Origin of the sequence: Pandoraea sp. PE-S2R-1, assembly GCF_002179865.1 — a bacterium.
In the GTDB taxonomy this organism is placed as follows: domain Bacteria; phylum Pseudomonadota; class Gammaproteobacteria; order Burkholderiales; family Burkholderiaceae; genus Pandoraea.
The window spans coordinates 207,297-226,774 of the sequence record NZ_NGUR01000010.1 but is presented as its reverse complement, the minus strand read 5'-3'; the positions used below and the strand labels follow the sequence as shown (position 1 = coordinate 226,774).

At 64.1% G+C, this 19,478-nt stretch carries 18 protein-coding genes; 6 read left to right on the top strand and 12 right to left on the bottom strand.

Features of this window, described 5'->3' with window-relative positions:
* Positions 1-15: 15 nt before the first annotated feature.
* From CDV44_RS11575 to CDV44_RS11560, 4 genes are all read right to left on the bottom strand, one after another.
* Complete coding sequence (locus CDV44_RS11575; protein WP_087688181.1) at positions 16-1,101, bottom strand: phosphotransferase; 1,086 nt, start codon at positions 1,099-1,101, stop codon at positions 16-18.
* Positions 1,102-1,207: 106 nt separating this feature from the next.
* A complete protein-coding gene (locus CDV44_RS11570; RefSeq protein ID WP_170935996.1) occupies positions 1,208-1,924 on the bottom strand; it encodes a histidine phosphatase family protein in 717 nt (238 codons plus the stop codon).
* Positions 1,925-2,006: 82 nt separating this feature from the next.
* Positions 2,007-2,786, bottom strand: a complete 780-nt coding sequence (locus tag CDV44_RS11565; protein ID WP_087688179.1) for an oxepin-CoA hydrolase, alternative type — start codon at positions 2,784-2,786, stop codon at positions 2,007-2,009.
* A 15-nt stretch (positions 2,787-2,801) separates the two neighbouring features.
* On the bottom strand, positions 2,802-4,358 hold the full coding sequence (locus tag CDV44_RS11560) for a 3-hydroxyacyl-CoA dehydrogenase (RefSeq protein WP_087688178.1): 1,557 nt from the start codon (positions 4,356-4,358) through the stop codon (positions 2,802-2,804).
* Positions 4,359-4,840: 482 nt separating this feature from the next.
* On the opposite strand from CDV44_RS11560, the gene CDV44_RS11555 reads away from it, so the two are divergent.
* Entirely contained in the window at positions 4,841-5,656 is an 816-nt protein-coding gene (locus CDV44_RS11555) for a hypothetical protein (protein ID WP_087688177.1), read from the top strand.
* A 168-nt stretch (positions 5,657-5,824) separates the two neighbouring features.
* Here the strand turns inward: CDV44_RS11555 and CDV44_RS11550 are convergent, their stop codons facing one another.
* Together CDV44_RS11550 and CDV44_RS11545 are read right to left on the bottom strand one after the other, a co-directional pair.
* A complete protein-coding gene (locus CDV44_RS11550; RefSeq protein WP_212677107.1) occupies positions 5,825-7,021 on the bottom strand; it encodes an MFS transporter in 1,197 nt (398 codons plus the stop codon).
* Positions 7,022-7,076: 55 nt separating this feature from the next.
* Positions 7,077-8,102: an NAD(P)-dependent alcohol dehydrogenase gene (locus CDV44_RS11545; RefSeq protein ID WP_087688176.1), complete on the bottom strand. Its 1,026-nt coding sequence runs from the start codon at positions 8,100-8,102 to the stop codon at positions 7,077-7,079.
* 153 nt (positions 8,103-8,255) lie between these two features.
* Between CDV44_RS11545 and CDV44_RS11540 the strand changes: the two genes are divergently transcribed.
* A complete protein-coding gene (locus tag CDV44_RS11540; RefSeq protein ID WP_087688175.1) occupies positions 8,256-9,176 on the top strand; it encodes a LysR family transcriptional regulator in 921 nt (306 codons plus the stop codon).
* Positions 9,177-9,290: 114 nt separating this feature from the next.
* Entirely contained in the window at positions 9,291-9,950 is a 660-nt protein-coding gene (locus tag CDV44_RS11535; RefSeq protein ID WP_087688727.1) for a glutathione S-transferase, read from the top strand.
* Positions 9,951-9,980: 30 nt separating this feature from the next.
* On the opposite strand, the gene CDV44_RS11530 is transcribed toward CDV44_RS11535, so the two are convergent.
* Together CDV44_RS11530 and CDV44_RS11525 are read right to left on the bottom strand one after the other, a co-directional pair.
* Positions 9,981-11,171: a pyridoxal phosphate-dependent aminotransferase gene (locus CDV44_RS11530; RefSeq protein ID WP_087688174.1), complete on the bottom strand. Its 1,191-nt coding sequence runs from the start codon at positions 11,169-11,171 to the stop codon at positions 9,981-9,983.
* A 113-nt stretch (positions 11,172-11,284) separates the two neighbouring features.
* A complete protein-coding gene (locus tag CDV44_RS11525; RefSeq protein WP_087688173.1) occupies positions 11,285-11,797 on the bottom strand; it encodes a putative toxin-antitoxin system toxin component, PIN family in 513 nt (170 codons plus the stop codon).
* A 46-nt stretch (positions 11,798-11,843) separates the two neighbouring features.
* Here CDV44_RS11525 and yaaA point away from each other — a divergent pair, with 46 nt between their 5' ends.
* Positions 11,844-12,623: a peroxide stress protein YaaA gene (gene yaaA, locus CDV44_RS11520; protein ID WP_087688172.1), complete on the top strand. Its 780-nt coding sequence runs from the start codon at positions 11,844-11,846 to the stop codon at positions 12,621-12,623.
* Between the two features lie 65 nt (positions 12,624-12,688).
* Positions 12,689-13,846 carry a M14-type cytosolic carboxypeptidase gene (locus CDV44_RS11515; RefSeq protein WP_087688171.1) on the top strand — a complete coding sequence of 386 codons (1,158 nt, stop codon included), beginning with the start codon at positions 12,689-12,691 and terminating at the stop codon, positions 13,844-13,846.
* Positions 13,847-13,896: 50 nt separating this feature from the next.
* Here the strand turns inward: CDV44_RS11515 and CDV44_RS11510 are convergent, their stop codons facing one another.
* Positions 13,897-14,523 carry a BspC domain-containing protein gene (locus CDV44_RS11510; protein ID WP_140413354.1) on the bottom strand — a complete coding sequence of 209 codons (627 nt, stop codon included), beginning with the start codon at positions 14,521-14,523 and terminating at the stop codon, positions 13,897-13,899.
* A 529-nt stretch (positions 14,524-15,052) separates the two neighbouring features.
* Here CDV44_RS11510 and CDV44_RS11505 point away from each other — a divergent pair.
* Entirely contained in the window at positions 15,053-15,754 is a 702-nt protein-coding gene (locus tag CDV44_RS11505; RefSeq protein WP_087688169.1) for a tRNA (guanosine(46)-N(7))-methyltransferase TrmB, read from the top strand.
* 109 nt (positions 15,755-15,863) lie between these two features.
* Here the strand turns inward: CDV44_RS11505 and CDV44_RS11500 are convergent, their stop codons facing one another.
* From CDV44_RS11500 to CDV44_RS11490, 3 genes are all read right to left on the bottom strand, one after another.
* Positions 15,864-17,042, bottom strand: coding sequence for a DUF2863 family protein (locus CDV44_RS11500; RefSeq protein ID WP_058379337.1), 1,179 nt, complete (start codon positions 17,040-17,042; stop codon positions 15,864-15,866).
* Positions 17,043-17,218: 176 nt separating this feature from the next.
* On the bottom strand, positions 17,219-17,818 hold the full coding sequence (locus CDV44_RS11495) for a methylated-DNA--[protein]-cysteine S-methyltransferase (protein WP_087688168.1): 600 nt from the start codon (positions 17,816-17,818) through the stop codon (positions 17,219-17,221).
* On the bottom strand, positions 17,815-19,302 hold the full coding sequence (locus tag CDV44_RS11490; RefSeq protein ID WP_087688167.1) for a DNA-3-methyladenine glycosylase 2 family protein: 1,488 nt from the start codon (positions 19,300-19,302) through the stop codon (positions 17,815-17,817). The genes CDV44_RS11495 and CDV44_RS11490 overlap by 4 nt, the downstream gene beginning before the upstream one ends.
* Between the last annotated feature and the right edge of the window lie 176 nt (positions 19,303-19,478).

Below are 19,478 nucleotides of genomic sequence, written 5' to 3'. Positions count from 1 at the left end.
GCTCCAGTTGTCTTGTCAGTCGCGATGCTGTGCGTATTGCCATGCAAGTTCGGCCATGGGGCGCGCACGTTTTCCTGCGTCGAGCGCTTGCTGGCTCGCCGCCGTGCCATCGGCGACGCGCTTCATGATCCCTTGCAGAATCGCCGCGATACGGAACATGTTGTACGCGAGATAGAAGTGCCATTGCGGCGGGCGGGCGATGCCGGTGCGCTCGCTGTAGCGCGCCACGTAATCTTGTTCATCGGGAATGCCCAATGCCGCCCAGTCGAGTCCGGCGATACCGCGAAACACGCCCGGGCTGACATGCCACGCCATGCAGTGATAGCTGAAATCGGCGAGCGGGTCGCCCAGCGTCGACAGCTCCCAGTCGAGCACGGCAAGTACACGCGGCTCGCTCGGATGGAAGATCAGATTGTCGAGCCGGAAGTCGCCATGCACGATCGTCGTGCGCTCCGGTTCGCCCGAGGGAAGGTGCGCGGGCAGCCAGTCGATGAGCCGGTCCATCGCTTCGATCGGCTCGGTCTCCGACGCGCGGTACTGCTTGCTCCAACGGGCAATCTGGCGCGCGATGTAGTCGCCCGGTTTGCCGTAGGTTTCCAGACCGATGGCGCGGTAGTCGACGCGATGCAGCGCCGAGATCACGCGGTTCATCTCGTCATAAATGGCAGTGCGTTCAGGCGGCGACATTCCCGGCAGCGACGGATCCCACAGCACGCGCCCCGGTACGTACGCCATGACGTAGAACGCAAGTCCGATGACGGTTTCGTCCTCACACAAGCCGAGCATGCGGGCGACCGGGACATCGGTGTCAGCCAGCGCATGCATGACGCGGTACTCGCGCTCGATCGCGTGTGCCGACGGCAGCAGCTTCGCGGCAGGCGCGGGCTTGGTGCGCAGCACGTACTCGGCGCCGGGCGTACTCAGGCGATAGGTGGGGTTGGACTGGCCGCCGTTGAACTGCGCGATGCGCAACGGTCCGGCGTAGCCGTCGACGTGGGTGGCGAGACACTGCGACAGGGCGGTGGCATCGAAGGGAAGATGCTCGCCGAGCGAACGCTCGCCGGCGAAAGCGGAAAAGTCCTGCGGAAGCTCCTCGGCCATGCTGTCTCCTGCATTTCCGGTGCAACGGTTGGGACGACGGGTTGCTGGGCGTGCCGTGAGGTCTTGGGCCTCGTGATGCCGGCACGCGCGGCTTTTTCTGCGGGGATTACTTTGGCTGACGCGAGCGGATGAACGACGCGAAAATCTTCTCCATGACGGTCAGCCGGTTGTCGCGATGCAGCGGCTGCGGCGGCGCGAAATTCATCAGGCGCACGACCCAGTCTTCGGGCTTGTCGCCAACGTCGAGCGCGTTGATGCATGCCGGTGTCTGCGCCAGTTGACCGATGAACAGGCGGCCCAGCGGATGCATGGCATGCGAGAGAATTGCGCGGTTCACGCCACCGTGCAGCACGAGCAGCACGGTGTCCCACGACTTGTCTTCACGCAACTCTGCCAGTGGCGGGACCACGCGGTCGAGCAGTTCTCGCACCGATTCGCCATTCATGAAGCGCGTGTCTTCGGCCACCAGACCGTCGAATGCGCCGAGGAAGGCTTGTGCGATCTCACTCGGCGGCAGATCGGACAAGCTGCCCGAGCGAATCTCCTGCCAGCACGTCCACGTCTCGATCTCGACTTGCTGCCCGGTTTCAGCAAGCACACGTTGCGCGGTCTCACGCGTGCGCGGCAGACCGCTGACGATCACGCGATCGAAGCGGATGTTCTCCGCTGCAAAAGCGCGCCCGGCGGCGCTCGCTTGTGCGCGACCGTTCTCGTTGAGGGCAACGGTGTCGGCGTCGATAGGCTTGCCGCTATCGTCGAAATACGTCACATCGCCGTGGCGCATCAAGTAGATGCGGCGGCGTTGCGGCGGGGTGAATTCCAGCGGACCCGTGTCGGCCCCAAGACGTCCAATCGTGCTCATGCGTGATCTCTCCGAAGCGCTCTGCAAGACAGTGACCGACAGTCTATCGGTAAGTTGCAGGGCGCTTCTCGAGAAACGACGTGATGCCTTCCAGCCCGTCGGCATGATGCAGCGACGCGACGAAGTTATCGCGCTCCGCGCCAAGCTGCGAGGTGAGCGTCTCGCTCGCGCCGCTGTCGATGAGCGACTTGATGCGGCCCACGGCATTGGGCGAAAGCTGGGCCAGATCCGTCGCCCAGTTGAGCGCTTCGGCGCGCGCCTGACCCGGCGCGACCACGCGATTCACCAGACCGGCCGCGGCCAGTCGCGACGCGGCGACGGGCTTGCCTTCGAGCAGAATCTCGGTGGCCAGCGGGCGGGGCAGGGCTTGCGAGAGGAACCACGAGCCGCCGCCGTCCGGCGTGAGCCCGACCTTGACGTACGCCATGACGAACTTGGCGTTGTCGGCAGCGACGAGCAGATCACAGGCCAGCGCCAGCGAGAAGCCAGCACCGGCGGCTGCACCTTCCACGGCCGCAATGATCGGCTTCGGACACGAGCGCAGGGCCTCGATCCATTCGGCCAGCGCGTCGATGCTCGCGGCCTGCACCGAGGGGTCTTTCTGACGATTTTCCAGCAGGCGGTTCAGATTGCCGCCGGCACAGAAAAAGTTGTCGGCACCGGTGAGCACGACCGCGCGAATCGACGGATCGCGCTCGGCGGTGGTGAGGGCTTCGACGCCCGCAGCGTACATATCCGGGTGCAGCGCATTGCGGGCGCCCGGGTTGGACAACGTAAGAACCAGCGTCTGGTCGACGCGTTCGGCAAGCAGTTCGGCGCTCATGGGCAGGCCTCCGGATCACTGTTCTTCGGTGAGCAGCGACACGCCGAGTTGCGCGCGACGCGTGAGCCACGGCGACGGGCGATAACGCGGGTCGCCGTAGAACGATTGCAGGTTGCGCAACACGGTGAGCAACTGACGTGCGCCGACGGCGTCGCCGAGGGCCAGCGGACCCTTGGCGTAGCCGAGGCCGAGCGTGACCGCGCGGTCGATGTCGCCCGGCGCTGCGATGCGTTGCTGGGCGATGTCGGCACCGATATTCACGATGGTCGCGATCACCCGTTGGGCGACGAAGCCCGCCGAGTCGCGGATGACGGTCACCGGCGTGCCGCCTTGGGCGAACAACGCATGGGCGGCGTCGCGTGCGTCGGGCGTGGTCACGGGGGTGGTCATCAGCGTGTGACGCTTGGCGCCGGCCAGCGGCAGCAACGTGTCGACGGCGACGGTGCGCGTGGCATCGAGCCCTTGTTCGACGGCACAGGTCGTTGCATCCAGACCGAGCGGCGTAACGATGATCAGTGCGTTGTCCGATGGCTTGTCGTCGCTTTCGATGGTCACGCCGGTGGCACCCAGCAGCTCTGCGACAGCGGCAAAACCACGCGTGTCCGCGCGGCTGATCCACACGCTGGCGGGCAGTGCGGTCGGGGCGGGCGCTTCGGCCGGCACTTGCTGCTTGCCGTCGACATAGCGATAGAAGCCTTCGCCGACCTTGCGGCCGAGCAGGCCGCCGGCAAAGCGCACGGCGGTGATCGGCGACGGGCGGAAGCGCGCCTCTTCGTAGAACTGGTGGTAAATCGACTCCATCACCGGGTGCGAGACGTCGAGCGCGGTGAGGTCGAGCAATTCGAACGTGCCGAGACGGAAGCCTGCCTGCTCGCGCAGGATGCGGTCGATGTCGGCAAAGCTCGCGATGCCTTCGCTGGCCACGCGCAGGCCTTCGGTGTTCATGCCACGGCCGGCGTGGTTGACGATGAAACCCGGCATGTCCTTGCAACGCACGGCCGTGTGGCCCATGCGCTGGCCCAGTGCGAGCAGGGCATCGCCCACTTCGGGGGCGGTGCGCAGGCCGTCGATGACTTCGACCACCTTCATCAGCGGCACCGGGTTGAAGAAGTGATAACCCGCCACGCGCTCGGGGCGCTCGCACGCGGCAGCAATGGCGGTGATCGACAGCGACGACGTGTTGGACGCGAGAATCGCGTCGGCGGCCACGATGCCCTCCAGCGCGCGGAACAGGTCGCGCTTGATTTCCAGCTTCTCGATGATGGCTTCGACGACGAGGTCGCAATCGGCCAGATCCTCCAGCGCGGCACAGGCCTGCAAGCGGCCCATCGTCGCGTCGACGGCGGCTGCGTCGATCTTCCCCTTGGCTGCCAGCTTGTCGAGCGTCTCGCGCAGGGTGTCCAGCGCGGCCTGTACGGCTTTCGCATTGGTGTCGTACAGCTTGACGCGCAAACCGGCCTGCGCGGCGATCTGGGCGATGCCACGGCCCATGGCGCCGGCACCGACGATACCCAGCGTATCGATGGATTTGGCGAGCGCGTTCGCCGTGTCCGGGGAAGAGGATGCAGTCATTCGGAATGTCTCGAGATAGGTGTTGTTGTCAGGGCGCGGACGTCGCTCGCCATTCTATCGTCCGACCGGTCGGTCGGGAAATGAATTTCCTTCCGTATGGCCGGACGATGCAAACCGATGCCCTTATCGCGTTGCCGCTATTGTCGCCTATCTCGCGTTGACTGCCAGCGCTTGTTCCGCTCAGCGGTCGACCGCTGGCGGGCAACGGCCCGGTGCAGGTGTCACGTCGCAACGGGTTCATCGATCAAAGCCGAATTTCAATCGACTTTCAAAATTCAATCAAATAAATGGGGTTGTGCCGAGGGTGTTGATCAAAGTGGTATTTCCCTCCGTTTGCGGGTGATTTCTCCCGTTGTGGTTGTGACTATTCACTGTGCGACGAGGGTGAGTCGGGTTGGTCTTATTTCTGTGAGAGATTGCCAATGGCTTGCTGGGTGGGTTGTTGATTTTTAATTTCGAAGATTCATTTTTGGAGAAATATGATGTCAAAATTTAATCAATACAGTGGCGAGAAGGTTGCAGGTCTTATTAAAGAGTTTGCAAATTCGGCTAAATATTCTTCTTTCATGACTACCGATTACACGAAACTCATCGATGAGCTTGATGCGGGGACGAGAACCAAGCTTGGTGATGCGTTCACCGGATTGAATGATCTCGCTAAGGATCAACCAAAGATCAGTCTATTTTTTGTAAGATTCAAAGCCGTTTCCAATTTGATGAAACACTTGGAGTCTTATGTCGCTGAAATGGCGCAAGGCGACGTGCCGCCGCCTGAGGGAAAACGACTTATCGCTGACATCAACGTCGACCTGAAGCACTTTTCGCCGGGCCAAACGCTGGGTGAAGGGATATTCAAGATGTGCGACGATCACGGCACGCAGGTGAGCGTGACCTACACAGGCCGGTGGACCGATAAGGGGCCGACGGCCGACGCTGTCGGAATGTACTTCCGGAATGGGAAATTCGAAAAGGAAGCGCACATCGACAATGCGGTGCGAGAGTCGAGAGCAGACGTCAATCGAGAGCTTTTCGAGCAGTTGGGAATCGTTGCCGATTGGACGCCGACCCACACGTCGTACGATTTTCCAATGGCGTCGTCAGGCGACGCCCATTCGCGGGTGGCAGGCAGCGAACAGGTGACGTCCACGGCACCGCATCACCTGACGGGCGCCGCCAAGTTGGCGTATCTGGCGCAATCGGTCATTGCGCTGCGCGCGAACGATATTGGCATCGTTGAGCCGGCGGCGTTGGCTTCCTATCCGCCATCGGGGCCGGTACTCCTGGCGGCATCGCACTAACGCGTCAGGTTCGTCTCCATTCCCGGTCCTGCCGGGACATGGCGCGGGGGCAGGGCAGAGCGGCTGTGACGCGCTCCATCCTGCCCCCGTTACTTTTGCAAATTGCCTTGCGAGCCAAAGCGAGCCTGTCTCGACGATTCGGACATGGCCTGAGATGGCAAGCGGGGCTCAATGGACGGCGCTGACCGGGCCGATCCGGGGCGGCGCTTCGCGATAGCGCCATGCCTTTGCCGCGATCACCGCCACCGACAGCGCGCAGAAGATCAGGCCGCAGCCAATGACGCCCGCGATGCCGAGATGATCGATGAACACGCCCCCGAGCGCTGAGCCGAGCACCACGCCGCCGTTCGCCGCCGAGACGAACAGGCTTGTGCCGAACTCGGGCGCTTCTGCGGTCTCCGACGTGAGCCACATCTGTGAGACGAGTAACCCGCTCGTGTGCGCGGCGCCCCACAGCACGGCAATGACCGCCATGCTGAGCACGTTGGCGCTGCCGCCGAAGTAAAGCACCAGATACGCGGCGCCCAGCGCCACCGGATGCAGCAACGTCGTTTTCACCAGATGCCGCGCCAGCAGACGCCCGGCGAACAGGTTGCCGAGCACGCCGCCGACGCCGAAGATCACGAGAATCAGGCTGATCGTCGTGGCGTCCATGCCGGTTTCGCGTTTCAGGTATTCGGCGGCGTAGCTGTACACGGAGAACATGGCCGTGAAGATCGTGACAGTCGCTGCCATCGTCAGCCAGAGCGCCGGTTTGCGCAGCACCGAGAGTTGATGGCCGAAGCTCATCGCTACCGGCTTGCCCTGCGACGGCAGCATCATCCACAGCCCCACGCCGGACAACCCGGTGAGCGCGGTGCAGAACAGGAACGAGGCCTCATACGAGACGTGATCGGCCACCCACGTGGTGGCAGGCACGCCGAGCACGAGCCCCATCGAGGTGCCCACGAACGCGAGCGCCAGCGCATGGGCACGTTGTTCCTTCGGGTACAGGGAAGCGGCCGCCGTGAAAGCGGCCGACAAAAACACCGGATGCAGCAGCGCCGGTACGACACGCAACGCCATCAGACTCGGGAAGTTCGGCGCGTACGCCGCCAGCGCGCTGCACACCGCGAAGCCGAATAGCGAGGCGACCAGTACCTTCTTGCGGTCGTAACGCGAGGAGATCAGCACGAGTACCGGGCCGAGCGTGGCGACCACGAGGGCGAACACGGCCATCAGCCAGCCCGCTTGCGAGACGGTGATGCCGAAGCGATCGACGATCATCGGCAGAATGCCGACCACGCCGAACTCGAGGGTGTAGAGCCCGAACAGGCCGAGCATGATGGCGGGCATGGCCGCGGCCGATCTGACGAGGGCCGTCATGCGCTCGCTCCGGTGCGTGACGTTGCGGTGGCGGTTCTCAGGCACGGGCGAGGGGTCATGACGGCGTTACCTCCACGACGACCTTGCCGAACGCACCGCGTTGCAGATGCGCGAACGCCTGCGGGACCTGCGAGAACGGATACACCGCATCGATCACCGGCTTGATGCCCAGCAGATCGACGGCGCGCACGAGGTCTTCGAGCGCACGGCGCGGCCCCACGGCGATACCGACAATCGAGGCACGGCTGGCCAGCAGCGCCAGAATCGGCAGGCTGATGCGGTCGGCGTCCAGCAGACCGATCACGGAGATGCGTCCGCCTTGCTTGACCGCCTGAAGCGAGCGCTCGATGTTCTCGCCGCCGGTCATCTCCAGAATGTGATCGGCGCCGCGCCCGCCGGTCAGATCGAGCACTGCGTTCTGCCAGTCGGGCGTGGTGTGGCGATTGATGCCATGGGTGGCCCCCAGCGCCAGTGCCCCGGCGATTTTCTCGTCGCTGCCGCTCGTCACGATGACGCGGGCCCCATGGGCGGCAGCCAACTGCACGGCGAACAGCGAGACGCCGCCGGTACCTTGCACCACGACGGTTTGCCCCGCGTGCAGATGACCCAGTTCGATCAGCGCCATCCACGCGGTGAGGGCCGCCACGGGCAGCGTGCTGGCTTCGGCAGCGCTCAGGGTACTCGGCGCCAGCACGCAGCCGTCGGCGGGCGTGGCGACGTATTGGGCGAGCATGCCGGGCAGCGGGCCGCCACGCGTGGGCGCGTCGGTCCACGAACGCGGGGCACCGTCGACCCAGCCGGGCATGTAGGTCGCGATTACGCGCTCGCCTGCCGCGAAACGGGTGACGCCGTCACCGACGGCCACGACCCGGCCGGCCATGTCGGACGCGGGTGTGAACGGAAAGCTCAGGGCGTTGCCCATGCCCGACTCCGCCACCTCCGCGTCGCGATAGTTGAGCGAGACGGCTTCGACTTCGATGACGATCTCCCCCGGCAGGGGCGAGGGCAGCGCGATGTCTTGCAAAGCCAGCTTGTCGAGGCCGAGTGACGGGATTTCCCAGCGTTGGAACGTACGATTCATGGGGCACCTGCGAATGTCTGACATTCGTGAAAGAGAAGAGCCTCGATCGTAGGGACGCCCGCATTGCAGAGTAAGTGGGGTAGAGTTCGTGTCTATACGGAGTAAATGCTCCGTAATTCGGAAGAAGCAGAAAACGTTGGCGCGAGGGCTCGGATGGAAAGCACTGCGGTGAATGTGTTCGTGCAGGTGGCCGAGACGGGCAGCTTCGTGGCCGCCGGGCGGCTGCTGGGCATTTCGGCGTCGGCGGTCGGCAAGCGGGTCAGTGCGCTCGAAGATCAACTTGGCGTGCGGCTGTTCCATCGCAGCACCCGCAGCCTGACGTTGACGGCAGAGGGCGGGATGTTTCTCGCGCGGGGGCGGCGCATTCTGGCCGAACTCGAAGCGGCGCAGGCCGAGTTGTCGCAGGTCAATCTGAGCCCGCGCGGCCGGCTGCGGCTGAGTGTGCCGCTGGTGGGCGAGCCGTTTCTGAGCGTGATGGGGCAGTTCAAGCTGGCGTATCCCGACGTCGATCTCGAACTCGAATTCACCGATCGCCGCGTCGACATCATCGAAGAAGGCTTCGATGCGGTGATCCGCAGTGGCGACGCCCCGGATTCGCGGCTGACGGCGCGACGCTTCGGTGCCCTGACCATGCTGCTGGTGGGGGCGCCGGACTACCTCGCACGACGTGGCACACCGCGCACGGCCAGTGATCTCGCGCAGCACGCGTGCATTCAGTTTCGCTACCCGAACACGGGCAAGCTTCAGGTCTGGCCGCTCGGCGAAGACCGCAAGGCGGAGGCGGATGGCGAGAGTGGCGAGGCAGCAGGCTTCCCGTTATCGACGTCCGTCGTGTGCAACAACCTCGAAGCGCGCATCGCTTTTGCGTTGCAGGGCGTGGGGATCGCGTACCTGCCCGATTTCTCGATTCGCGGGTATCTGCGCACCGGCCAGTTGGTGCAGGTGTTGCCACATTGCACGGAGACCGGCATCCCGTTTCACATCATGTGGCCATCGGGCGGACAGGTGCCCGCGAAGCTGCGTGTGTTCATCGACTTCATGCGTGAGCGGGTTTTTCCGGAACAGGCGACCTGACACCATCGCCGCGATTTTCGAGACGTTCTACCCGTGATTGCGGTCGCTAATTCGTCGTCAACCGCCGAGGCAGGCCTTACACTGCCCTACGGAGAAAACACCATGGGAGACATCATGTTGAAGTTGTACGGATTTCCGATCAGCAATTACTACAACAAGGTCAAGGTCGTGCTGTACGAGAAGGGCGTGGCCTTCGAAGAGTCAGAATCCATTCCGAGTCAGGACGAGCCACTGCTGCAATGCTCGCCGCTGGGCAAGGTGCCGTATCTGCAAACCGAGCGCGGCTATCTCGCCGAGTCGCAGGTGATCTGCGATTACCTCGAAGTCACGCACCCGACGCCCGCGCTGTTTTCCAAGGATGTTTGGCAGCAAGCCAAGGAGCGCGAGCTGATCACGATGCTCGAGCTGCATCTCGAGTTGGTGGCGCGTGAGGTCTACGGGCAGGCGTTCTTTGGCGGTACCGCGTCGGAAGGCACGCGTGCACGCACCGAAAAGCTGCTCCGCCGCAACATCATTGCGTTCAAGCGGATTGCGAAGTTCGCGCCGTATGTCGCCGGTGAACAGTTCACGATGGCCGACGTCGCTGCCGGTATTCACCTGCCGATCATCGGCATGGCGACGCAGGCCGTGTTCGGCGAAGACTTCCTGCAAGCCGCGGGTGTCGACTGGAAGGCGTACGGCAAAGTGCTCGCCGAGCGCGAATCGTTCCAGCGCACGCGCGCCGAGATGAAGGCGTATCAGCAGGCGCAGCAGGCGAAGAAGTCAGAGGCGTAATTCGGCGAGGCGGTGCAAGACCGCCCGGCGTCAGATCTTCGCCAGACGTGCGAGCGCTTCGCGCAGCGTGTCGTCGCGTTTGGCGAAGCAGAAGCGCACCACGCCCGACTCATGCGGCGCGTGATAGAACGCCGACACAGGAATGGCGGCGACGCCGATTTCGCCCGTGAGCCACAGCGCGAAGTCGGCCTCGCTCATGTCGCTGATCGCGCTGTAGTCCACGCACTGGAAGTACGTGCCTTCACACGGCAGCAGTTTGAAACGCGTGTTGGCGAGGCCGTCGCGGAACAGGTCGCGCTTCTTCTGATAGAAGCCTGCCAGTTCGACGTACGGCGCCGGATCGAGCATGTAGTCGGCAAGGCCGACCTGCATGGGCGTGTTCACCGTGAACACGTTGAACTGGTGCACCTTGCGAAATTCGGCCATGAGCGGGGCGGGCGCGGCGACGAAGCCGACCTTCCAGCCCGTGACGTGGTACGTCTTGCCGAAGCTCGACACGATGAAGCTGCGGCGAGCCAATTCAGGGTGCCGCGCCACGCTCTCGTGGCGCTTGCCGTCGTACACCATGTGCTCGTAGACCTCGTCCGAGAGCAGCAGCACATCGGTGCCGGCCACGATCTCGGCGAGCTTCACCAGATCTTGTTCGTGCCACACCGTGCCGCTCGGGTTGTGCGGCGTGTTGAACAGGATCAGGCGCGTGCGCGGCGTGATGGCTGCGGCGAGCTTGTCGAACGGGATGCGGAATTCGGGGGCTTCGAGCGTGACGAACACCGGCTTGCCGCCCGCCAGTTCGATGGACGGCACATAGCTGTCGTACGTCGGCTCGAACACGATGACTTCATCGCCGGGATGCACGGTCGCCAGAATCGTCGTGAGCAGTGCCTGCGTGGCACCCGCCGTCACGGTGATCTCCGTATTCCAGTCGTAATGCTGGCCATACAACTGGCCGATCTTCGCGGCGATCGCCTGACGCAGCGCGGGCACACCTGCCATCGGCGGGTACTGGTTGTGACCGTCGCGCATGGCGCGCGAGACGGCGTCGACGATCTTCGGATCGCACTCGAAATCGGGGAAGCCCTGACCGAGGTTCACCGCCTGCTTCTCGGCAGCCAGTGCCGACATCACGGTGAAGATGGTGGTGCCGACGTTCGGCAGGCGGGAGATGAGAGCCGGTGCGGCCAGCGGGGCCGGGGCAGCAGAAGCGGTGTGGGGCGCGTTCATTGAGGCAGGGCGAAATGCGGGTCGGGTTGGACGATGGCGCTCATTTTACCGCCGACACGCGCCGCGTGCCGGTGGCGGGAGGACCAGACGGGATCAGACAAGATCAGGCAGGATCAACGTCCGGCCATGAGCAGCGAGACGAACGCGCTGGCCGTCACGATCCGGAAGCCGAACTGGCGGGCCACGCGGCTGCGCAACTTCAGCACGGCTTTGTCCTTGCTCACCAGCCAGTGCGCCTGACCGTCGCGGGCGGCTTCGAGAAACTTCTGATCGTCGCGGTCGCGGCACAGCGGCAATTGCGCAGGCGGCGGGGCGTCCTCGGGCACGACGATGCGCTGCGTGTGGCTGTCGACCCACGCCAGTGCGGCGTCGTTATCCACGGCGCGCGAGACGAATTGCGGGTAAGTGAGCACGACGGCCAGTTCATCGCGGCAGCGTTGCGCCATGAGCGCGGTCAGCTTGTGATCGAGGAGGGCGTCGCGCACGGGGCGCGCCACCGGATCGTCGAACACGAGCAGGTCGATCCAGACATTGGTGTCGAACACCACGCGCGGCGGCGTAGCGAGCGTATCGAGATGTTCGGCAAAGGCCCGTTCGGCGGGCGAGGCAACAGCGTTTTGAAGCATTGGATAGAATGACGGTTTTCGTTTTCGCAGGAACGCTGCACCCCCTATGATAATTGTTCTCTCGCCGGCCAAATCGCTCGAATACGAAACACCCCCGCACGTGAGCACGCACACTGTGCCGCAATTCGTCGACGAGGCCGCCGAACTGATCGACGGCCTGCGTGCCCTGAGCCCGGCACAGGTCGGCTCGCTGATGAGCATCTCCGACCAGCTCGCCGCGCTGAACGCTACGCGCTACGCCGACTGGACGCCCCGTTTCGATACCTCGAATGCCAAGCAGGCCGTGCTCGCTTTCAACGGCGACGTCTACGAAGGCCTGTCCGCCCGCACCCTGAGCGCGCCGCAACTCGAATTTGCACAGCGCCATCTGCGCATTCTCTCGGGGCTGTACGGTGTGCTGCGTCCGCTCGATCTGCTGCAACCGTACCGGCTGGAGATGGGCACGCGCTTTGCCAACAAGCGTGGCCGCGACCTGTATGCCTTCTGGGGCGAGCGCGTGACGGACACGATCAATACGTCGCTCACCGAACACCCGGAAACGCGCCGCGTGCTGGTGAATCTGGCTTCGGAAGAGTATTTCCGCGTGATCAAGCGCCGGCTGGTGGCTGCGCCGGTCATCACGCCGGTGTTCGAAGACTGGAAGGGCGGGAAGTACAAGATCATCAGCTTCTACGCCAAGCGGGCACGCGGGTTGATGGCGCGTTACGCCATCGAGCAGGGCGTGACCGATGTGCAACAACTCAAGGCCTTCGACAGCGAGGGTTACGCCTTCGACGACAGCGTGTCGAACGACGCGCTGTGGGTGTTCCGCCGTCGCGTGGCCTGACCCGCACTTACCTTTAGCCCCGGGCCGTGTCCCGGGGTTTTTCATTGCAGCCAGCGAGGCGAGTCATGACCGTATTCATCAGCAGCACGTTCGATAGCGGCGCCATCCACGTGGTGAGCGCCGAGCGCGCCGACGACATTCACGTGCGCATTCCGCAGGACAACGCGGCCGAGTTCTCGCAGTGGTTTCATTTTCGCGTGCAGGGTGTGGCGGGTACGCCGTGCCGGATCGTCTTCGACAACGCGAGCGAAACGTCGTATCCGCGCGGCTGGCAGGACTATCGCGCGGTGGCGTCGTATGACCGCGTGACGTGGTTTCGCGTGCCGACCACGTATGACGGCCGCACGATGACCGTGTCGTTCACGCCGTCGCACGACAGCGTCTATCTGGCGTACTTCGAGCCGTACGCCGAGGAGCGCCATCTGGCGTTGCTGGGCACGGCGCAGAACTCGCCGCTCGTGCGTTCGCGCTCGCTGGGGGCCACCCTCGACGGCCGCGACATGACGTTGCTGACTATCGGCGAACCCGGCGACGGCAAGCGCAATATCTGGATCATCGCGCGTCAGCATCCGGGCGAGACGATGGCAGAGTGGTTCGTGGAAGGGCTGATGCGCCGCTTGCTGGGGGCAGGCGACTGGGCGGGCGATCCGCTCGCGAAGGCGCTGCTGGCGGAGGCCGTCTTCCATATCGTGCCGAACATGAATCCCGATGGGTCGGCGCGTGGCAATCTGCGCACCAATGCCGCCGGCGCGAACCTGAATCGCGAATGGCTCGAACCCGATCTGACGCGCAGCCCGGAGGTGTTTCACGTGCGTGCCGCCATCGAGGCGACGGGCTGCGACATGTTCTTCGACATTCACGGCGACGAAGCGCTGCCGTACGTGTTCGTCGCGGGCAACGAGGGCGTGGAAGGCGCGAGCGAGGCGATGCTGGCCCGTGAGCGCGCGTACATCGAGCGCTTCAAGGCCGCGAGTCTCGATTTTCAGGACAAGTTCGGATACCCGCCGGGCAAGCACGCGGCGGAATCGCTCAAGCTGGCTTCGAAGTGGATCGCACGCCGCTTCGACTGCCTGTCGCTGACGCTGGAGATGCCGTTCAAGGACAACGCCAACCGCCCCGATGCCAACGTTGGCTGGAGCGGCGCGCGCAGTGCGGCACTGGGCGCGTCGATGCTTGCGGCTATCGAGTCGCAGATGCAGGCCGACAAGGCCCGGACGGTTTGATCTGACGACGATGCCGTCACACCGCAATGGCGTGACGGCACTGGTTGCCATCAGTTCGTCGTCTTCTTCTTGGCCGTCGTCGTGCTCTTCTTGGCGGTACCCGACTTTGCCGTCGACTTCGCCGTCGATTTGGTCCCCGACGACTTGGCCGCCGTACTCTTCTTGCCGCTCGACTTACCGGTGGCGTGTGCCGCATTGCCTCGCGTGCCGCGCGTATTGCGTGCGGCACGTTTGACCGGTTGTTCGACCTGCGGCAGCGGCGACGTGTAGTCGAAGCCCATCATGCGGCCATCGGCATAACCACAACGGATGTGGATGTTGTCCGTCTGGCCGTTCGTGCGCTTGCCCACGCCATCGAGCTGCACCATCTGCGTCACATCCACGCGTTGCTTGCGATCATCGAACGGGCCGTTCCACGGCTCGACTTTCGCATGCGCCGGATCGAGCGCCGTGTCGCCATAGTCGACACTCTCGTAACCGGGCAACGTCGCGACGACAAAACTCGCGTGAGCAGCGCAATCGGCCACCAGCGGGTCGGCATGACGGGTGTTGATGAATTGCTCGACCAGCGCACGGTGCTGTTCGAGCGTAAAGGCTTGTGCCGGTGCCGGCAGGGCCGACAGACACAGCGGCGCAGCCATGGCTGCGAGACCGGCGACCTGGCGCACGGCTCGCATGACCACGCCTGCGGCGCGTTGAAGAAATCGATTCGACATTGCTAGATGTATTCTCGGGGGCGTTCGGGCGGAACCTGACGACATGCCACTCACCGGCACATGGACGCACAACGCTGCGGAGCAATGCGACTGCGCGATGACTCATTCAGTGAGTTCTGCACGCGCGACGCTCGTGAAAGGGCTTAGCCGCTATTTGAAAGACAACGGCGAAAGCGAGTTCAATCTTAACCGAAAAAAAGTCGCCGACGCCCTTCAGGCGGGGCACGCCCGCGTGTTTCGCCGAAGCTTGAAAGTTACGGCGCGCTACAATGCTCGCCATCTTGTCTGTGTTTCGCGCGATTGCACGCGCTGCCAATGGTGGGTAAGTGCTGCGGTCATGCCGAGAAATATCGGCGATGGTTTTTCGCAAAGGACCGCGATTGTGGCATCGATGTACGCCGCGCAATCGCTTGAATACCGGCGGTTTTTCCGCGTTCGTTTCGTTTTACGCAGATGTTTTCCGCTCGTTTTTCTTTCTGCTCTTCGTCGCATGTTTGCTAATTCCCGCACCGTCGCCAGCGCGCAGCCCGGCCCGCATGACAAGCTCGCCGAACTCGTCGCGCGACACCGTGACGCCACGTTTCGCAAGCCGCTCGCGGCCTATAGCGCAGCCGCTTTCGACAAGGCGATTGCCGTCTGGCGCTCGGTGGGTTCGCCGCCGCTCATCATCGATGCGGGCTGTGGTGTCGGCGAAAGTACGCTGCACCTCGCGACACAGTTTCCCGATCATTTCGTCATCGCCATCGATCAATCGGAGAGCCGCATCGTGCGCGGCAAAGATTGGTGGGGCGAGGTCTGGCCCGAGAATTTCGTGTGGGTGCGCGCCGATCTCGTCGACTTCTGGCGGCAGTTGCTGGCTGCCGATATTCGGCCGGCGCGTCATTACATCCTGTATCCCAACCCTTGGCCGAAGATCGGACAACTCCCGCGTCGCTGGCAGGGCCATGCCGTGTTCCCGACGATCGTTGCACTCGGTGGTGTGCTGGAGTGCCGCAGCAATTGGGATGTGTACGTCGAAGAGTTTGCGCTGGCCGTCGAGTGGCTCTCGGGCGTGAAGCCTGCGGTGGAAGTCTGGAACCCCGAGACACCCGTCACACCGTTCGAGCGTAAATATCTGGCGTCCGGGCATGCGCTGCATCGTTGCGTGGCAACGCTGCCGGGCGAGTCACCGACGGGGCAAGTGACGCTGTAGGAAGACAGGGGCCGCGTGAGTTGGCCGCTGTAATGACAAAGGCCATGCGTGACGAGCGCATGGCCTTTGTTTTGCCGTCGAGGTTGTGCGCACGTGGCGCACATTGGCTTTAGTGGAAGTGCGGGCGGCTCGGTTCGGCGTCTTCCGGCATTTCGGCGTGAACGACTTCGCCAACCGGGTCCGGATACAGCGGCACGCCGCAATCGTCGCAATACTCGGGGTCGAAGCGTCCCGGATGCTTGCGAATCTCCGTCACGCCGCAGGCTTTCAACAGGTCGGTGACTTCGTCGAGTGTGCCGCCTTCGACTTCGCCGTTTTCACGGCCGTACAACGGCCACACGACGCCATAGATCACGTCGTTGCTGCCGCGTTGCGTGAAGCCAATGCGGTACTCGTCGATGTTCTGTTCACCGAAGCCCGCAACCACGGCGCGCAACTCGGTCGGCGTGAGCGTGAGCACGTCTTCGAGGTAGCGCAGGGCCGTGCGAATCGTGTGCGGACGAATGCGTTCGTCAGCCTCACGGCAACTGGCGTAGTACGCGTCCGGCAGCAGGCATTCGATCTCGCAGCCCGGCAGCAGCGCGTTCAGATTCGGGCCGCCTTGTGCGGTCCACGCTTCCTGACATTGACCGCGCTCGGCGTGACGGGCGTCCTCTTCCTGCCAGCGGAACATCGGGGCGCCCTTGGCCACCACGACAGCGGCGAGCAGGAAACGCGGGTCGGCGAGAATCGGGGCCGTCTCCGGCAGATCGTTGCCGGGATGCTTCACCTCTGCGTTGTCGACGGCAGCACGCACGAGTTGCTGCGTGACCTTCCACGACTCGCAGTGCGTGCGCGGCAGTTGGTCGATGCTGTAGAGATACGGAGAGATCGATACGCGGGCTGCGTCGGCCAGCACGTGGGCGTGCAGATGCGCGCGAATCGGCATCAGGGCGTCGTCCTTCACCGGGCCCGAGGGAATCGCGTAGCGCGTCCACGCGAGAATCGGGATGGCGATCAGCAGACCGTCCCAGTCCTTGCCGTCGGCTTCCGGTTCGGCCGATTCGCTTTGCGATTCGATCAGATCGGCGAGCGCGCCGTAGGCCTCGCTGTGATTGGCTTGCAGGTGGTCGAGCGCAGCATCGATGGCGGGTTGGTTGCCGGTGCGCAGCACGCGTGTGAGCAGCGTGTCGAGTTGGGCTTCCCAAAAGCGGTCTTCGATACGGCTGCCTGAGGCAGCCAGCGCAAGCGCGTGGCCGACCAGCTTTTCAGCGTCGGGGGTCAGTCTTTTGGCGGTGCGTGGGCGCATAGTCGTGCAAGGCAGAAACACATGAACTCACGATTGTACGGCATGCGGCAACGCGATTGAGGGGACGGTTACCGGCAAGGTAAGGTATTCGCGTGAATACGGGGCACTTCGCAGTGCCCGCAGGCGACATCTTCGGCGGGTGAGGGGGAGCCCGGCGCACCCGCCGGCGTCAGTGGTCAGAAGTCAAAAGCAAGATTGGCCGGGGCGGAAAGTCGCGTGCGGGCCGTGGCGGCGCTGCGTTTTGTGCCGGTTGCGGCGTCGACGGCCGCCAGCGCGGCACCTTCCAGCGAGAGCAGCGCAAGTTTGCGCTCCACACCGCTGGCGTAGCCCGTGAGCGTGCCGTCCGCGCCGATCACCCGATGACACGGCACGATGATCGTTATCGGATTCCGGCCATTAGCCGCACCGACCGCGCGCGATTTGTTGGCGTCGCCGAGGGCGTGAGCGAGATCGCCATAGCTGCGGGTCTCGCCGAAAGGAATGCGGCACAACTGCGCCCAGACCTGTTGCTGAAACGGCGTGCCTTCGGGGGCCAGTGCCAACGTGAACGCGCGGCGTCCTTCGTGAAAGTACTCGCCGAGTTGGCGCTTGGTGTCATTCAACACGGCAACGTCAGCACCGTCGCGGCGCTGCGCGTCGTCGTCCGGGCAATACTTCTGACGAGAGAAATAGACCCCGGTGAGGGCGTCGCCATTCGAGACGAGCAGCATCTCGCCGAGTGGGCTGTCGTAAATGGCTTCATACAGGTTTTTGGCGGGGGCTTTAAAGCGCGTCATACACAAATCTCCTGCAATGTGACGACCGGCAACCCTGCCGGTCCTTGTGCCGCGGCACGCCAGACATGCAGCGCCGCGTAAGCCCGCCACGGGGCCCACTGCGCCGTGCGTTCGGCGACTGCGCGCCCATCCGGCACCCCCAAGGCCTGACGCAACACCAGATCGTCGACCGGGATGGCATCGGGCGAGCCGAGAGCGCGCATCGCGATGTACTGCGCCGTCCATGGCCCGATGCCCTTGATGGCCAGCAGCGCCTTCACCGTGGCTTCTAGCGGCGCCAGCGGGTCCAGACGAAGCCCGCCATCGACGATGGCTTGCGCGACCCCGTGAATTGCGGCGATACGACTGCGAATGATACCGGCTTCGCCGAGCGAGTCGACGGGGACCGCGAGCATTTGTGCGGCACTCGGAAACGTGTGCGTCAAGCCGTCGACGGGAGTGGCTAGCGGCGTGCCGAAGCGTTGTGCCAACCGTCCCAGCAGGCGCCGCGCGCCTTTGACCGTGATCTGCTGGCCGACGATGGCGCGCACCGCGATTTCGAAGCCATCGACCGCGCCAGGCACCCGAAGCCCGGGCGTCGAGAGGGCGAGGGCGCCGAGATGCGCGTCGATGATGTCGGGGCGGGCGCCGAGATCGAAGAGATGACGGAGCTTGCCGAGCACTTGCGGCACGCATCCGGCGAGGGACGGGGGCAACGTCACCTGAAGGGCGTGGCGATCGGGCAGCGGGGTGATCTGGCACCAGCCGACGAGTGTTTGTCCGTCTTCGCGTTCGATGCGCAGCGTGCGCGTGTAGGAATTGCCGTCGGCATGTTCCACACCTTCGATGGCGCGATTCCCGAGAAAATCGAGCAGCGCGTCCCACGCGAACGGCGGTCGGTAGGCGAGCTGAAAGACGAGATCGCCCTCAGGAATCGCGGCGTGACGGGCGGTCTGGCGCAGACGCCCGGGAGCAAAGCCATAGCGCGTCTTGAACAGGCCGTTAAAGCGCCTCACGCTGCCGAAGCCGGACGCGAGGGCCACTTCCGTGACGGGGAGTGCCGTATCGGTCAGCAGCCGCTTGGCGAGCAGCAGGCGCTGCGTCTGGGCGTATTCGACCGGGGAGACCCCGAACTCGTCGGCAAAGATGCGGCGCAGGTGGCGTTCAGTAATGCCGATGCGGGCGGCGAGGGCGGGCAGGTCGGCCCGATTGAGGAAGCCTTCGTCGATCATGGCGGCGGCCGCGTCGGCCAGTTCGCGGGTGGCGTCGAAGCGGGCGACGCCGGGCGCGAGTTCCGGCCGGCATTTCAGGCAGGGCCGGAAGCCGGCTTTTTCCGCACCGGCGGCGCTGCCGTAGAACGAGCAGTTCTCGAAGCGCGGCGTGCGAACGTTGCACACCGGGCGGCAGTAAATGCCGGTCGAGGACACGCCGACAAAGAACCAGCCGTCGAAGCGGCGATCGCGGGCGGAGACGGCTTTGTAGCAGACTTCGGGATCAAGCGTCATGATGGGGCGCCCCAGCGGGGCTACGAGAGTATGGGTGTCACTCTACGCGCGAGGCGGGGGCGGTGCTAGTCATTTTCGGACATGACAAGGGGCGAGCCCGTAAACGACAAAACCCGGTCGAAGCCGGGTTTCATCGGAAGACGGGAAACGCCGAAGCGTCACCCGTCAGCCCACGT

What these genes read in the sequence shown, in the direction of transcription:
- CDV44_RS11530 (WP_087688174.1), bottom strand. Translation starts at nt 11,171, where the DNA reads ATGAACGCGCCCCACACCGCTTCTGCTGCCCCGGCCCCGCTGGCCGCA.
- CDV44_RS11495 (WP_087688168.1), bottom strand. Translation starts at nt 17,818, where the DNA reads ATGACGCGCTTTAAAGCCCCCGCCAAAAACCTGTATGAAGCCATTTAC.
- CDV44_RS11565 (WP_087688179.1), bottom strand. Translation starts at nt 2,786, where the DNA reads ATGAGCGCCGAACTGCTTGCCGAACGCGTCGACCAGACGCTGGTTCTT.
- CDV44_RS11500 (WP_058379337.1), bottom strand. Translation starts at nt 17,042, where the DNA reads ATGCGCCCACGCACCGCCAAAAGACTGACCCCCGACGCTGAAAAGCTG.
- CDV44_RS11545 (WP_087688176.1), bottom strand. Translation starts at nt 8,102, where the DNA reads ATGAATCGTACGTTCCAACGCTGGGAAATCCCGTCACTCGGCCTCGAC.
- CDV44_RS11515 (WP_087688171.1), top strand. Translation starts at nt 12,689, where the DNA reads ATGACCGTATTCATCAGCAGCACGTTCGATAGCGGCGCCATCCACGTG.
- CDV44_RS11510 (WP_140413354.1), bottom strand. Translation starts at nt 14,523, where the DNA reads ATGCGAGCCGTGCGCCAGGTCGCCGGTCTCGCAGCCATGGCTGCGCCG.
- CDV44_RS11505 (WP_087688169.1), top strand. Translation starts at nt 15,053, where the DNA reads ATGTTTGCTAATTCCCGCACCGTCGCCAGCGCGCAGCCCGGCCCGCAT.
- CDV44_RS11490 (WP_087688167.1), bottom strand. Translation starts at nt 19,302, where the DNA reads ATGACGCTTGATCCCGAAGTCTGCTACAAAGCCGTCTCCGCCCGCGAT.
- CDV44_RS11550 (WP_212677107.1), bottom strand. Translation starts at nt 7,021, where the DNA reads ATGACGGCCCTCGTCAGATCGGCCGCGGCCATGCCCGCCATCATGCTC.
- yaaA (WP_087688172.1), top strand. Translation starts at nt 11,844, where the DNA reads ATGATAATTGTTCTCTCGCCGGCCAAATCGCTCGAATACGAAACACCC.
- CDV44_RS11575 (WP_087688181.1), bottom strand. Translation starts at nt 1,101, where the DNA reads ATGGCCGAGGAGCTTCCGCAGGACTTTTCCGCTTTCGCCGGCGAGCGT.
- CDV44_RS11525 (WP_087688173.1), bottom strand. Translation starts at nt 11,797, where the DNA reads ATGCTTCAAAACGCTGTTGCCTCGCCCGCCGAACGGGCCTTTGCCGAA.
- CDV44_RS11540 (WP_087688175.1), top strand. Translation starts at nt 8,256, where the DNA reads ATGGAAAGCACTGCGGTGAATGTGTTCGTGCAGGTGGCCGAGACGGGC.
- CDV44_RS11555 (WP_087688177.1), top strand. Translation starts at nt 4,841, where the DNA reads ATGTCAAAATTTAATCAATACAGTGGCGAGAAGGTTGCAGGTCTTATT.
- CDV44_RS11560 (WP_087688178.1), bottom strand. Translation starts at nt 4,358, where the DNA reads ATGACTGCATCCTCTTCCCCGGACACGGCGAACGCGCTCGCCAAATCC.
- CDV44_RS11535 (WP_087688727.1), top strand. Translation starts at nt 9,291, where the DNA reads ATGTTGAAGTTGTACGGATTTCCGATCAGCAATTACTACAACAAGGTC.